Raw genomic sequence first — 13,418 nt, forward strand, 5'->3', positions numbered from 1 at the left:
GAATCATGAGCGTCAAGGAAGCCGTCCGCCCCGTCCAAGCACCACCGGCGGACAGCGATGAACTGGTGCATGTCTTCTGCACCCCCTGCAAGCGCCGGGCCATGCAGCACGCCCGGCGGCCCAAGCCGTACTGCGGCAAGACCATGCCCAACCGGCCGCTCCGCAGCGACAACGAACACCTGCCGATCTGCGTGGTGTGCGTTGAGCTGGCGCGCTCCGGACCCTGCCCTTCCTGTGGAACGCAGGCCCGCTTCTAGGCTGCCATTCCCAGCACCGGCCACGGTTTGTACAGTGGGTGGATGGCTACCCAGGAACGTCCCATAGGCTTTTGGCTCAAACTGCTGGACCAGCTGGTCGATGAGCAGTTCGGCGCGAGTTTCGAAGAACACGGCGTCACCCGGCGGCAGTGGCAGATGATGAACCTGCTCACCAACGGGCCTGCCAGCGAGAAGGAACTCTCCGACCAGCTCAAACCCTTCTTTCCAGCGGTGGAAGCCGGCACATCCGCAGAGCTCATCGAGGAACTCGCCGAAAGCGGCTGGGTTGCGGTGAGCGACGGCCAGTACTCGCTGACGGACCTCGGGACGCGCAGCCTGGAGAACCTCCGCGGCGCCGTCGAGCGCATCCGGGACCAGCTGACCATTGATGTTTCCGAGGAAGAGTACACCGCACTGGTTTCCGTCATGCAGCGGATGGCCGCCAACCTGGGCTGGAAGGACGGCCCGGACACCCAGGACACGCCCGGCATGTGATCGCATGCCCCGGGGGACGGCACCGCCAGGACGGGTAGTCTCCTGACATGGGGAAACAGGTCTACGTGGAAATACCGGTCCGGGCACCGCTGGAGCGGTTGTGGACGCTGACCCAGGACCCGTCCTGCCATCCCCGATGGGACCTGAGGTTTACCGCGATCATTCCCGGACCGGGCACCGTGCCGCAGGCATTCCGCTACGAGTTCAAGCTCCCGCTGCACACCATCCATGGAACCGGGACTTCCCTCGGAACCCGGACCGGCAAACAGGGCCAGGCCACCTCCATCCTGAAATTCACCACCCGGGACGTGCTCTCTCCGATTGGGCCGGGCGCCGGATACTGGCGGTACATCCCCGACCCGGACGGCATCAGGTTCATCACCGGCTACGACTACGCGCCCGGCTGGGGTCGGCTGGGCCGCTGGGTGGACGAGCCGCTGATCCGCCCGGCGCTCGGCTGGGCCACAGCGTGGAGCTTCGACCGGCTGCGGCTCTGGGCGGAAGACGGAATCCCGCCCGAACGTGCCCGCCGTGCCTGGCTGCTGGACACCGGCCTCCGTGCCGCAGCGCTGGCGGGATCGCTGTGCCTGCTCTTTCGGCGTCCCAGTGCCGGGACCGCGTTTGCGGCAGCCGCTGCCGCAGCCGCCGCCTTTCTGCTGCCGCCCGGCCGGAACGTTCCCCGCGCGGCACGCTGCCTCAGGAGCGCACCGGACAGGCATGCCTCCCGCCCACCCGCGTCCCTCGCTGCGCTGCCGGAGCCGGCATGAACCCGCCCCTGGAAGCCGGCCAGTCCGTCTTCGCCCGTGCCCTGGGGGAGAATTTCGGCCGGCTGCACCCCATGCTCCAGCGGCGCTTTGGCGTGGATCCGGACGCGGGCTATGCCTGCGTGGGCCGCGGCGTTTTCTCCGAAGTCCGCCGCGGTGCTTGGTGGACGGTGCCGTTCCTGAAGTTCGGGGCCTTCCGCAACATCCTCTTTCCCGAGCGCGGCCGCAACGTGCCGTTCACCATCGAAAACTACCCCTACGTGGATGGATTCGGCCGCACCACGGTCACATTCACCCGCACCCTGGAGATGCGGCCCGGGCGGCCGCGGCGGTTCGACGCCAGCATGGTCTACAGCGGCAGGCGGGGAACAGTGGTGGACTACCTTGGCACCCATCAGCATCTGGCAACGGACCTGGACCTGGCTGTGCGCGAAGACGGCTCGCTTCACCTGCGCTCGGAGGCACTGCGGTTCCATGAGGGCCCGGTGAGCTTCACCGTTCCCCGCTGGCTGACCGGCACCGCAGATCTTTACGAGGCGTACGACGACGAGCGGCAGGTCTACACCATCCAGCTGCAGGTGCGAAACCCTGTTTTCGGCTTCCTGTTCGGGTACCGCGGCGAGTTCACCTGCACCTTTCCGGCGGTTACGGGCACCGAGGTTCCGGACCGGCTTCGACCGGTGCGGGAGGAAATCCGGGACTAGTGTCCCTTGAACGCCTCGGCCAGCCACCAGGCACCGCCGTCGGAGGCAATCTTGGCGTCGATGACCAGCGGTGCAGTTCGCGCACCTTCGAGCCAGCGGGTCACTGCGGCCAGGTCAGACGGAGTGCGGACGGTGATGCCATCAGCCCCGTAGCCGCGGGCGATCGCTGCGATGTCGGTGTCCGGGAAGGTGACCGTTTCCATGTCCGCCCCGGCGGCGTCGTCCCCGGCACCAAAGTGGTGCACCTCGGCGCCGTAGGCGGCGTCGTTGTAGACGATCACCACCAGCGGAAGGCCCAGCCGCACGGCGGTCTCAAGCTCCGAAATGCCCATGAGGAATCCGCCGTCCCCAGTGCCCAGCACCGGAAGCCGGTCCGGACGGGCCAGGGCCGCACCAATCGCGGTGCCCAGGCCCAGGCCGATCGACTGGAAGGCCTGGGTAAAGCAGAAACCAAACTCGTCCGGTACGGAGAGGTGGGTGGAGGGGTAGCCCATAAAGTTGCCCGAATCCACGGAGACCAGCCGATCGGCGGGCAGCAGGGCGTCCAGTTCCAGCGTGAGTACCCGCGGGTCGATCCGATGGGACGTGGACAGATCCTCCACCGGCACGTCCTGCCAGCGTGAACCTGCGGCGATGCGGGCTGCGGTTTCGGGGGTACGGTACTTCGCAGCCGGCTCCGGCTCGGCTGCCTGCAGCTCGGCCAGGACGTCGGCGGCCGTGGCAGCACACTCACCGATCACGCCGAGGTGGATCTCCCGGTTGGCGCCCAGTGCCGAATCGTCCAGGTCCACCTGAACCACCACGGCGTCGGGGTTGATCAGGGCGCCGTGCCGCATGGTCCACATGTTCAGCGTGCAGCCCCAGCCGATGACCGCATCGGCCTCGCGGATCAGCGCGGCCGTCTCCGGGGTGGAGAATCCGCCGGAGATGCCCAGGTTGAACTCTTCGCCCTCGAACAATCCGCGCGCCACTGCCGAGGTAGCCAGCAGCGCGCCGGACTGTGCAGCCAGCGCCTTAAGCTCTTCGCCGGCATACCGCGCGCCACGGCCCGCGATGAACACCGGCCGTTTCGCGGTGCTAAGCAGGTCCGCCAGCCCGCGCACCAGGACGGGGCTGGGCCGGACGAATCCAGTGGGCGCCACCGGCGGCACCCGGTCAGGGGTCTCCGCGGGAGCGGGCTGCGCCTGGACGTCGAGCGGAACGCTCAGCACCACGGTGCGGCGTTCATTCTGCGCGGTGCGGAACGCCCGAACGGTGTCGGCGACGGCGCTCTGCGCTGAATGCACCCGTTCCGGCACGGCCCCCAGGCTGCGGGCCAGCCCGTCCTGGTCGATCCGGAAGTTTGACCGCACGGCTGCACCGGCGGCGTCGGCGGTCAGGACAATCATCGGGGTCCGGGACTTGGCGGCTTCACCGATGCCGGTGGCGGCGTTGGTCAGGCCGCAGCCCTGGTGGGTGGTCAGGATCGAAACCAGGCCTGACATGCGGGAATAGGCGTCGGCCATGGTTGCCGCGCCGCCTTCATGCCGTGCGGCGGTAAAAGGCACCCCGTTTTCCCGCAGCGCGTTGGTGAGATGGAAGTTGCCGCTGCCCACCACGCCAAAGGCGTGGGCAGCGCCCAGCTGCGCCAGCGTGCGGCCCACGAGCCCGGCAACTGTCATCTGGTTCATGGTGGGACTCCTGTGCTTGCTCGGGCGCGGTCTACCAGAATCCTAGGACCGCGCGGCTGCCGGGGCACAAACGCCCCTGCGTCATGTTGCGACCCAGTCGGGCCGCCCGGCATGGTTCCCCGGTATTCTCAGGCAAACGTTTTTCGACCTTGGACAGGAAACGAACATGTCTCTTCCCAGCACTGAACCCGGGTTGATCCAGAACCTGATCGGGGCCCTCGACGTCGGCGCCCTGGAGGTCGTGGACCTCACCGCTCCGCTCTCCGCGGGCATTCCCACGCTGAAACTGCCCGATCCCTTCGTGAACCTGATCGACTTCAGCCTGGAGCAGGTCAGCGCCTTCGATGAGCCGGGGCCGTTCTGGAAGCACAACAACATTCACACCGGCGAGCATATTGGCACGCACGTTGACGCGCCGTCGCACTGGATTACCGGCCGCGACGGCGACGACGTCTCCCAGATCCCGGTCCGCCGCCTGGTGGGACCCGCCGTCGTCATGGATTTCAGTGCCGAAGCGGCGACGGACCCGGATTTCCTGGTGGAACCGGAGCACATCCAGGCCTGGGAAGCCGAGCACGGCGCACTGCCCGAGGGCGCCTGGCTGCTGCTGCGCACCGGCTGGGACAAGTTCATTGACGACGCCGATGCGTTCCTGAACTTCGACGACACCGGGTCACATACCCCCGGCATCTCCGCGGCGTGCGCCAAGTGGCTGGCGGAAGAGACACCGATCGCCGGCCTTGGCGTTGAGACCGTGGGGATCGACGCCGGCAACGCCGGTGCGTTCGATCCGCCGTTCCCGGCGCACTACTACCTGCTGGGCAACAACAAGTACGGGGTCACACTGCTGCAGAACCTCGCGCAGCTCCCGGCCACCGGCGCCATGGTGGTGGTGTCTCCGCTGAAGATCGTGGGCGGCACGGCCAGCCCGGCCCGGGTCCTGGCGTTCGTGGAGCGCTAGTACCCCAACGCCGGGTCCACGAGGCCTTCGGGCGGCTCGCCGTTGCGGAATCGGCGGACATTCTCGCGGACGCGGTTGGCCAGGTGCGGACGAATCATTGCCTCGGTTTCGGCGGTGTGCGGCGTGATGAGGGCGTGCGGCTCGGACCAGAGCGGATGTCCGTCCGGCAACGGCTGCGGATCGGTGACGTCCAGCGCTGCTCCGGCCAGCCGCCCCTCGGCGAGCGCTGCCGTCAGCGCATCGGTGTCCACCAGCGGCCCGCGGGCAATGTTGACCAGCACCGCATGCGGCGGCAGCTGCGCCAGGCGCCGTTCGTCGATGAGGTGGCGGGTGGAGGCGGTCATCGCTGCGGCGAGGATAACGACGTCGGTGCCGCCCAGGGCGTCGTCGAGCCCTTCATTGGTGACGGTGCGCTCAGCTCCGGGCACCGGCTCGTTCCGGCTGCGCACAACGGTGGTGTGCCGGGTAAAGGCGCTTACCAGGCGAAGGATCTCCCGCCCCACTCCGCCGGCACCCACGATGACCACCCGTTTGCCGTGCAGGGAGGTGCCCTGCGGCGGTCCCCAGGTCTTCGCCCGGGCGAACGCGGGCACGGCGCGGAGCATTGCCAGCGTCAGGGTCAGCCCGTACTCCCCCACCGGCTGGCTGTACGCCCCCTTGGCGCTGCTCCAGCGGATCTGCGGATACTGGTGCATCAACGGCACCCACTGATCCGCGCCGGCCAGGTAGAGCTGGATCCACCGGATACCGGAGTGTTCCCGCAGGACCTGCTCCAGCTGCTCCAACGGTTCTCCCGCCAGCACCACCAGCCCTGAGGTAGTGGCCGAAAGCGGTGCTGTGACACCTCCGCCGTCGCGCACGGCGTCAGCCAGGTAGGTAGGCGGTTCGGGAAGGATGGTTATGACCGGTGCGGCATCATCAGGCATGGCATCAGCCCCTGCTCGTTTGCGGTGTTGGCCTCCCAGCAGTGTAGGTCTGTCCCTCGCACCGTGTCAGGGGCACGGATGGTCCAGGCGGCCTGCCGGGTGAATTCACCCCACCCGGGGCTGGCGCCTACCCGCGGGGCTGGATCTGGGCCAGCAGCTGCTCGAAGGGCAGCGACTCGCCAGTTTCACGCCGGGGCCGGTCCGACGGAGCGTCACCGAGCAGGGTTGCCAGTTCCGCCGCCGCACGCCGCACGCGCTCGTCGAGTGCGGAAACGCCATCGCCGCCGGCGCCCCAGTCGTCCGGAGCGGCATAGACGGCAGTGGGCGTCACCCGCGCCCGCAGGTAGGCAAAGAGTGGACGCAGCGCGAAGTCCAGCACCATCGAATGCCGGGCACTTCCGCCCGTGGCACCAGCCAGCACAGGCTTTGCGTCCAGGGCGTCCTTGTCCATGACGTCGAAGAAGGACTTGAAGAGGCCGCTCATGGAGGCGCTGAACACTGGGGAAACCGCAATCAGCGCGTCGGCGTCGGCCACTTCATTCAGCAGGGATTCGAGCTTGGGGGCCGCATAGCCCGAAACCATCGCATTGGCGATATCCACGGCATACTCACGGAGTTCATAGGTGGTGAGCACTGCGTGGTGCCCCAGCTCCTGGAGCCGGGCCTGGGCGGCCGCACCGAGCTGGTCTGCCAGCATGCGGCTGGAAGACGGCACGCCCAGTCCGGCGGTTACTGCAACAATCCTGCGTTCGGCCACGACGGCACCTTTCCTCACATCCGGATAGATACATGTTATTGCATCTACCTTGCCAACGGAGGGCACGCCGTAATAATTCCCTCCCCTACCTAGGATGAACTTATGACTGCGAATCCGTTCTCTACGCCAGTGGTGCTTGAGGGCAGCACCGTCCGGCTTGAACCCCTGTCCAGCTCGCACGTTCCGGAACTCGCGGCAGCAGTGAAAGACGGCGAGCTCTGGAACCTCTGGTACACCCGCATCCCCACGCCGGACGGCATGGAGGCGGAAGTGGAGTCCCGGCTGCAGCAGCAGGCCGCAGGCAGCATGGCACCTTGGGCAATCCGCCGCCTGGACACCGGGGCACTGTGCGGCATGACTACGTACATGAACATCAAGGCCGAGCACCGCAGGGTGGAGATTGGGTCGACGTGGCTGGCAGCCAGTGCCCAGCGGACATCGATCAACGCCGAGGCAAAGTACCTCCTGCTGTCCCGCGCCTTCGAAGACCTTGACTGCATCGCCGTCGAGTTCCGCACCCACTGGCATAACCACGCGTCCCGGGCCGCGATTGCCCGTCTTGGCGCGAAGCAGGACGGGGTGCTGCGCTCCAATGAACTCTGGCTGGACGGGTCCCGCCGTGACGTGGTGGTGTTCTCGATCCTTGACAGCGAATGGTCATCGGTTCGGCTGGCGCTCAGGCACCGGCTTGGCCGGAACTAATCCACCAGCTCCGCGTACACGACGTAGTTGTCGTTGAAGGTTCCGGTCGCGGGGTCGAAGCCGTCACAGGTGATCAGCCGCAGCTGGGCGTTGTCAGTGTTCCCGTAGACCTCAAGAGTGGGAAAGTTGTCCTTTCCGTACTGTTCAGCCCGTTCGACCGAGAACTGGACGGTACTTCCGTCTTCCCTGCCCACCTCGACCAGGTCCCCGGGCTGCAGGGACCGCAGATCCGCGAATACCCCGGGGCCGCCGCCCGTCGCGTTTACATGTCCCAGCAGGACTGCGGGACCGGCCTGTCCGGGGGCAGGTGAACCGGAATACCAGCTGGCAGGAGAACCGGGGCCCTCCGGTGGAACCTCCAGCGAACCGTCCGGGCGCAGTCCCAGGTGCAAAAGGGAACTCTGAGTCCCGGTGGACGGGATCGTGAGGCTGCGCGGCAGTGCCTGCGCAGCCAACGGGCTAGCCGGAACCGGGCTCGTTGCAACCGGAGCCGGCTCCGACGCCGCAGCAGGGTCCGGGCCGGACGGAACCGGCCCGGACCCTGCCGGCGCGGACGCCGAACATCCGCCCAGGACCAGGAGAAGGGACGCCGCGCAGGGGAGAAATCCTGCGCGGCGTCCACGGCTGCTCCCCGTCACTGTAGGCTCACCGGAAAACAGCCGGTCTTCATTGCCGGGTCCTTAGCCACGGGCACGGCGGCGGGCCAGCATGGCACCGGCCAAGGCCAGCACTCCGGCCCCCACGCCGGCGGCGGCGAGGGTGGAACCGTCCACCCCAGTGCCTGCGGCTGCTGCCTCGGCTCCGGTGTCGGCACCGCCCTCAGGCATGGCGCCCATCTGTGAAACAGCAAGGGTGCCGCAGGCTGCCGGAAGAGTCGCAGCGGCAGGGAGAGACGGGTCCAGGTCTGACATCTTGGCCGCGGCCGCCTCCGGCATCAGCGTCGGATCCACGCCGTGGACCACAACTACCGCCGTTCCGTTCTCCAGCGACTGGGCGGTCTCCGGATTCACTTCGAAGGTCCGCTCATAGCTGTACGCTGATCCGCCCGGGAAGCGTTCCACGGCCAGTCCGGAGTCGGCGCTGGTGTCCCCTTCGGTAGTGAGGGAGGTGCCAATATGTCCGTAGAAGGGGTGCCCCTCGGTGGTATTGACCACGCCGTCGCCGTCGGTGTCCGCATCCGGACCGGGGCAGACGCCCTGCGCGGCGATGTGGATGTGCTGGGCATGCGGGAAGGGCCCGTCCATGAAGGTCTCGGCGGCACCGGTGACGTTGACCGTCACTTTGGCTTCGGTCCCGTGCACCTCCACCATGGCCTGGCCGGTGGTGCCCGAATTGTTCAGGGTATTCAGTGTTGCCTGGCCGGACCATGAATCCGGTCCGTGTGCCAGCGCCGGCGTTGCGGAGAGGGCGAGGGCGCCAAGCGCGAGGGTGGGAACGGCAAGCAGCCGCAGCTTCGTATTCATGATCGGTTTCCTTCGTCGTTATGAGTCTGCAAATCGGTGTGAATGCATAGGGAGTTCGAAGCCGATGGCCATCCGGATGGGTCACCTGCCGGAAAACTTTTCCCGGCGCCGGGCGTTGCGGATCCGGCTGGCATACCCCGGCACGGATATGGCAGAGTTCACGTCCAGAGCGTCCGTGGACATTCAGCCCCGACGCCGCCGCCGAAGGGATGAGCAGTGCAAGCCGATGACTGAACCTGGTGCAGCCCCGGGTGAGCAGCACGGTGTTCCCACGCTTGGCCGGACGGTGCCGGACCTTGCAGACCTGGTGCGCCGCAGCGCCGGTGGAGATGAAGCCGCGTTCGCGGCGCTCTACGACGCCACCTCCTCCAGGGTTTACGGTTTAGCCATACGGGTAACCCGTTCGCCCGAGCTGGCGGCCGAGGTGGTGCAGGAGGTTTACCTCATGGCCTGGGAACAGTCGGAGCGTTTCGTTCCGTCCCGCGGGTCGGTGCTGGGCTGGCTCTGCACACTGGCTCACCGCCGGGCCGTCGACCGGGTCCGCCAGGTGGTCAGCGAACGGGACCGGGAACAGACGTACGAAGACCAGCGGCCCACATCGGCAGCTGACCAGACATGGGAGGAGGTGGAGCAGTCCATGGCGGTCCAGGAAGTACGCGACGGACTGGGAACCCTTACACCCCTCCAGCGCGAGGCTGTGGCCCTTGCGTACTACGACGGCTGCACCCACCAGGAAGTGGCCAGGGCACTGGACATTCCCCTCGGCACGGCCAAAGCCCGGATCAGGGACGGCCTGAACAGCCTTCGGTCGGCCTTGGGGGGACGGCGATGAACGCACAGTATTCCGGCAGCGGGCTCCACGAGCTGGCTCCGCTTTTCGCCATTGATGCCCTTGAGCCGGCCGAGCGTGCCGCCTTTGAAGAGCACCTTGCCGGCTGTCCCCAGTGCCAGGCCGAGGTAGCGGATTTCGCTGAAGTGTCGGCGCATCTGGCCGCGGGATCAGAGCAGGAGCCTCCCGCCGCACTGCGCTCTTCGGTGCTCGCGGCCATTCACGGCACCCGCCCGGCTCCCGGCCCCCGCACCCGCGCCGGCCTTGCAGATGATGCCGCACCGGTGGACACCCCCATACCCCTGAACCGCAGGCGGCGCCGGGTACTGCTGGCAGCGGCGGCGGCAGCCCTGCTGCTCCCCGGCGCGGCCCTGGCCGGCTGGGCGCTGGGCGTGCAGTCGGAGCAGCGCCAGCAGGCGGCCGGCCAGCAGGCGCGTGAGGAGCGCCTCCTCGCCGCCGCGGATCTTTCCGTTCAGCGCCTGGAAGTGCAGGGGCAGCCCACAACACTCCTGTTCTCGGAACAGGAGGACGCGGCCCTGTTCCTGGCCGGTGACCTGCCCGATCCCGGTGCGGACCGCGAGTACCAGCTGTGGCTGCTGGAAGACGGGACCCCAATCCCCGATGCGCACTTTGGCGGAGGCGAAGTCCGGGTGTGGCTGAGCGGTGACGTCTCACGGGCTGGAACCATTGCACTGACGATTGAACCCTCCGGAGGATCCACAACACCCACCTTCCCCCTTGTTGCGGCCGCGGACATTTGAGTTCCGTCCGAACGCCGTTTAGTCCTTCCGGTGCAGGCAGCGCGGCAAACAGATTCTGTAAATTCCGCCTTATTGGGGAGGCCAGGAACGGATTCTCTGGTTAGGCTGGCTTGGTCATGCGCCGGCGGAACCTGCAGCCGCCGGCTCCTACACCGCATTGCAGACACCTATGAGGGGAACTATGTCCGAGCAGCAGCCTCCGGCAAACAACTACAGCTACAACGCCTACGCCGGCAATCAGCCCGCGGCAGCGCCGCCGGCACCGGTGCGACCCAAGCAGGTTGACCTGGGCTTCTGGCTGCTGATGGCAGCGGCCGTCGTCTCAGCAATCAGCATCCCGGTAACGATTTCCTGGATGAACTCTGACGGGTTCAAGGACATGCTCGCCGAGACGAGCACCGTCGCCATCAGCGCCTCGGAAATGGACGCAATCGTTGCAATTTCCGCCGCTACGACGGTGTTCTTCTCCGTGGTCAGCCTGGCGGTCGCACTGCTGGTGGCCCTGTTCATCCGCAAGGGCTACAACTGGGCACGCATCGTCGCCACCATCTTCGCCGCGCTGGGCCTGTTCGGACTGGCCAACCTCACAACGGCCGGAGCCCTGATGGCTGTCCTGACGGTCCTGACCGTCCTGCTCCCCGTGGCCGCCGTCGTCATGCTGTGGATGAAGCCCTCCACTGAATACTTCAACGGAGCCAAGGCCTACCGCCAGTTCAAGAAGTACAACCCGGGAGCCTAGTCTTCCCGGACGCACAAAGGCCGGTACCGCAGCTGCGGTGCCGGCCTTTTTGCTCTGTGACAGGTCAGCGGGCAGCGGCCCGCCCGGCCGCACGGCCACTGAAGAGGCAACCGCCCAGGAAAGTTCCCTCAAGGGAGCGGTACCCGTGCATCCCGCCGCCGCCAAACCCGGCGGCTTCCCCGGCTGCGAACAGCCCGGGCACCGGTGTCCCGTCCGCGCCGAGCACCCGGGAGTCCAGATCCGTTTCCAGCCCTCCCAGGGTTTTGCGGGTCAGCACCGCGAGCCGCACCGCGATCAGCGGTCCGTCCTTTGGATCCAGGATGGGCCGCGGCGCCGCAGTGCGGATCAGCCGGTCCCCCAGATAAGACCGCGCTCCACGAATGGCCGTGACCTGCGCATCCTTGCTGAAAGGGTTGGCGATCTCCCTGTCCCGGGCCTGGAGCTCAGCCAGTATTGACTCTGCGGACAGCACGGGCGCGGCACCGTCCGTCGAGGACTTGGCCAGCTCATTCATGGCCGCCACCAGTTCCGGAACGCTGCCGGCGGTGAGGAAGTCCTCCCCGTGCTCCAGGAACTTCTGCACCGGTCCGGGCACATCTGCCGTGGCACGGCGAAGAACCCCGCGGAGGGATTTGCCGGTCAGGTCGGGGTTTTGTTCTGAGCCCGAAAGCGCAAATTCCTTCCGGATGATCGCCTTGTTCAGCACAAACCAGCTGTAGTCGTAGCCGGTGCCTCGCAGGTGCTCAAGCGTTCCGAGCGTGTCGAATCCGGGAAACAGCGGACCGGGCAGTCGCTTGCCCGTGGCGTCGAGCCACAGCGACGACGGGCCGGGCAGTATCCGGATGCCGTGGTTCGGCCACACCGGATTCCAGTTCTTGATCCCCTCCACGTAATGCCACATCCGGTCCGGGTTGATCACGCGGCCGCCGGCGCTTTGCGCGGCCTTGATGCCGCGCCCGTCCACATGTCCCGGAACCCCGCTCAGCATTGTCTTCGGAGGTGAGCCAAGCCGCTGCGGCCAGGCAGCCCGCACCAGGTCGTGGTCACCGCCAATGCCGCCCGTCGTCACGACGACGGCGCCGGCAGAGAATTCGAACTCACCTAATGCGGTGCGCTCCGCGGCCCGGCCGCGCGGCGTCGTCGTCCGCTCAAGGATTGTCCCGCGCACCCCGGTGACGGCCCCTCCGGTACTGACCAGTGAGTCCATCCGGTGATCGCATGCCAGCCGCACCAGCCCGCTTTCGACGCCGGCACGCACCTTGGCTAGGAAGGGTGCGGTGATGCCGGGCCCGGTACCCCAGGTGATGTGGAAGCGCGGAACCGAATTGCCGGGGCCCGTGGCACCATAGCCGCCGCGTTCTGCCCAGCCAACGACGGGGAAGACCCGGTGTCCCAGCTGATGCAGCCAGGCCCGCTTCTCCCCGGCTGCGAAATTCACGTAGGCCTCGGCCCAGCGGCGCGGCCAGTAGTCTTCCTTCCGGTCGAACCCGGCAGTCCCCTGCCAGTCCTGCCAGGCAAGTTCCACTGAATCCTTGACCCGCAGGCGGCGCTGCTCGGGGGAATCCACAAAGAAGAGACCGCCGAAGGACCACCAGGCCTGGCCTCCCAGCCCCTGTTCACTTTCCTGCTCCAGCAGGATCACCGAACGTCCGGCGTCCACCAGCTCGGCTGCGGCTGCCAGGCCGGCAAGCCCGCCACCCACCACAATGACATCCGCGTCTCTTGGCTGCATCCGGCAAACGCTACCGGCAGATGCATCCCCTGCCTAGGGATGCGCGAGCTGCCGCAGACCCTGTTGGGAGCGCATGCAGGTTCCTAGACTGAAAAGGCAGATGCCGTATACCAGCCATGGAGGCACTCATGAGCACTACCCCGAATGACGAAGACCGGACACACAACGAGGAACCGTCGGAAGGTGCTGAATCGTCCCAGGCCGACTCTACGAGGGACCATTCGCAGAACGCCGCGGAAGGCGACGAGGGCCAGTCATAGAAAAGGCCTTTCGTTCCCGGTGCCCTGAGCGGTGTCGGGAACGAAGGGCCTTTTCAAAGAGACCTTCGGGGCAGTGCTGCGTCAGGATGCTCTGGCCCTGCCGGTATTGCGTTTGGCGTCTGCCACGACATCGGCATCCTTGCTGTGGTCCACGACCGGCCCGGTCCCGGCGATTTCCCTCATCTGTTCAATGCCCGCAGCCGCCGCTTCCTTCGTGGGGAACATCGCGGACACTGCCATGAGTGCTCCGTCGCCGGAAATGAGCTTGATCCGGAATGCGCCGTCGTGGGCGTCAACCAGCTTGAAGTAGCCCGACATCTCTTACCTCCTTGTAAGGGGTACCTTCAGTGCCCTCAATACTAAGCCGACTTATTGATTTTGGGACCCCTTCCCCGGCA

General features: G+C 66.9%; 17 protein-coding genes. 10 read left to right on the plus strand and 7 right to left on the minus strand.

Translation table 11 applies throughout. The annotated features are described in order from the left end of the window. Positions 1–5 precede the first annotated feature (5 nt). From ABFX29_RS15775 to ABFX29_RS15790, 4 genes are read left to right on the plus strand one after another with little or no spacing between them, the layout of a single operon-like run. Complete coding sequence (locus ABFX29_RS15775; RefSeq protein ID WP_152229570.1) at positions 6–257, plus strand: hypothetical protein; 252 nt, start codon at positions 6–8, stop codon at positions 255–257. A 42-nt stretch (positions 258–299) separates the two neighbouring features. Further along, positions 300–752, plus strand: coding sequence for a MarR family winged helix-turn-helix transcriptional regulator (locus ABFX29_RS15780; RefSeq protein WP_152229569.1), 453 nt, complete (start codon positions 300–302; stop codon positions 750–752). Positions 753–799: 47 nt separating this feature from the next. Beyond that, the gene (locus ABFX29_RS15785) at positions 800–1,519 is read left to right on the plus strand and encodes a hypothetical protein (protein WP_152229568.1); all 720 of its coding nucleotides are present in this window, start codon (positions 800–802) and stop codon (positions 1,517–1,519) included. Continuing rightward, positions 1,516–2,220, plus strand: a complete 705-nt coding sequence (locus tag ABFX29_RS15790) for a DUF4166 domain-containing protein (RefSeq protein WP_152229567.1) — start codon at positions 1,516–1,518, stop codon at positions 2,218–2,220. The genes ABFX29_RS15785 and ABFX29_RS15790 overlap by 4 nt, the downstream gene beginning before the upstream one ends. Here ABFX29_RS15790 and ABFX29_RS15795 read toward each other — a convergent pair. Continuing rightward, positions 2,217–3,890: a thiamine pyrophosphate-binding protein gene (locus ABFX29_RS15795; RefSeq protein WP_246167764.1), complete on the minus strand. Its 1,674-nt coding sequence runs from the start codon at positions 3,888–3,890 to the stop codon at positions 2,217–2,219. The two genes, ABFX29_RS15790 and ABFX29_RS15795, sit on opposite strands and share 4 nt — an antisense overlap. A gap of 166 nt (positions 3,891–4,056) precedes the next feature. Here ABFX29_RS15795 and ABFX29_RS15800 point away from each other — a divergent pair, with 166 nt between their 5' ends. After that, entirely contained in the window at positions 4,057–4,851 is a 795-nt protein-coding gene (locus ABFX29_RS15800) for a cyclase family protein (protein ID WP_152229566.1), read from the plus strand. On the opposite strand, the gene ABFX29_RS15805 is transcribed toward ABFX29_RS15800, so the two are convergent. Next, positions 4,848–5,777, minus strand: a complete 930-nt coding sequence (locus tag ABFX29_RS15805) for a D-isomer specific 2-hydroxyacid dehydrogenase family protein (RefSeq protein ID WP_152229565.1) — start codon at positions 5,775–5,777, stop codon at positions 4,848–4,850. The genes ABFX29_RS15800 and ABFX29_RS15805 overlap by 4 nt on opposite strands. Before the next feature lie 127 nt (positions 5,778–5,904). Continuing rightward, positions 5,905–6,534: an FMN reductase gene (locus ABFX29_RS15810; protein ID WP_152229564.1), complete on the minus strand. Its 630-nt coding sequence runs from the start codon at positions 6,532–6,534 to the stop codon at positions 5,905–5,907. Between the two features lie 102 nt (positions 6,535–6,636). On the opposite strand from ABFX29_RS15810, the gene ABFX29_RS15815 reads away from it, so the two are divergent. Next, complete coding sequence (locus ABFX29_RS15815; RefSeq protein WP_152229563.1) at positions 6,637–7,236, plus strand: GNAT family N-acetyltransferase; 600 nt, start codon at positions 6,637–6,639, stop codon at positions 7,234–7,236. Here the strand turns inward: ABFX29_RS15815 and ABFX29_RS15820 are convergent. Beyond that, positions 7,233–7,691: a class F sortase gene (locus ABFX29_RS15820; RefSeq protein ID WP_275124652.1), complete on the minus strand. Its 459-nt coding sequence runs from the start codon at positions 7,689–7,691 to the stop codon at positions 7,233–7,235. The two genes, ABFX29_RS15815 and ABFX29_RS15820, sit on opposite strands and share 4 nt — an antisense overlap. A gap of 225 nt (positions 7,692–7,916) precedes the next feature. Beyond that, the gene (locus tag ABFX29_RS15825; RefSeq protein WP_152229561.1) at positions 7,917–8,699 is read right to left on the minus strand and encodes a hypothetical protein; all 783 of its coding nucleotides are present in this window, start codon (positions 8,697–8,699) and stop codon (positions 7,917–7,919) included. Between the two features lie 226 nt (positions 8,700–8,925). Here ABFX29_RS15825 and ABFX29_RS15830 point away from each other — a divergent pair, with 226 nt between their 5' ends. The 3 genes from ABFX29_RS15830 (at position 8,926) to ABFX29_RS15840 (ending at position 11,028) form a co-directional block, all read left to right on the plus strand. Further along, complete coding sequence (locus tag ABFX29_RS15830) at positions 8,926–9,531, plus strand: sigma-70 family RNA polymerase sigma factor (RefSeq protein ID WP_152229560.1); 606 nt, start codon at positions 8,926–8,928, stop codon at positions 9,529–9,531. Further along, positions 9,528–10,289: an anti-sigma factor gene (locus ABFX29_RS15835; RefSeq protein ID WP_152229559.1), complete on the plus strand. Its 762-nt coding sequence runs from the start codon at positions 9,528–9,530 to the stop codon at positions 10,287–10,289. The genes ABFX29_RS15830 and ABFX29_RS15835 overlap by 4 nt, the downstream gene beginning before the upstream one ends. 181 nt (positions 10,290–10,470) lie before the next feature. Further along, positions 10,471–11,028 carry a hypothetical protein gene (locus ABFX29_RS15840; RefSeq protein WP_152229558.1) on the plus strand — a complete coding sequence of 186 codons (558 nt, stop codon included), beginning with the start codon at positions 10,471–10,473 and terminating at the stop codon, positions 11,026–11,028. 64 nt (positions 11,029–11,092) lie between these two features. Here ABFX29_RS15840 and ABFX29_RS15845 read toward each other — a convergent pair whose 3' ends face one another. Beyond that, positions 11,093–12,760 carry an FAD-binding dehydrogenase gene (locus tag ABFX29_RS15845; protein WP_152229557.1) on the minus strand — a complete coding sequence of 556 codons (1,668 nt, stop codon included), beginning with the start codon at positions 12,758–12,760 and terminating at the stop codon, positions 11,093–11,095. 128 nt (positions 12,761–12,888) lie between these two features. On the opposite strand from ABFX29_RS15845, the gene ABFX29_RS15850 reads away from it, so the two are divergent. Further along, positions 12,889–13,020, plus strand: coding sequence for a hypothetical protein (locus ABFX29_RS15850; RefSeq protein ID WP_275124651.1), 132 nt, complete (start codon positions 12,889–12,891; stop codon positions 13,018–13,020). 81 nt (positions 13,021–13,101) lie between these two features. On the opposite strand, the gene ABFX29_RS15855 is transcribed toward ABFX29_RS15850, so the two are convergent. Next, complete coding sequence (locus tag ABFX29_RS15855; protein ID WP_152229556.1) at positions 13,102–13,338, minus strand: YegP family protein; 237 nt, start codon at positions 13,336–13,338, stop codon at positions 13,102–13,104. Between the last annotated feature and the right edge of the window lie 80 nt (positions 13,339–13,418).

It is taken from the genome of Arthrobacter gandavensis, assembly GCF_039528575.1.
GTDB lineage: Bacteria > Actinomycetota > Actinomycetes > Actinomycetales > Micrococcaceae > Arthrobacter_B > Arthrobacter_B citreus_B.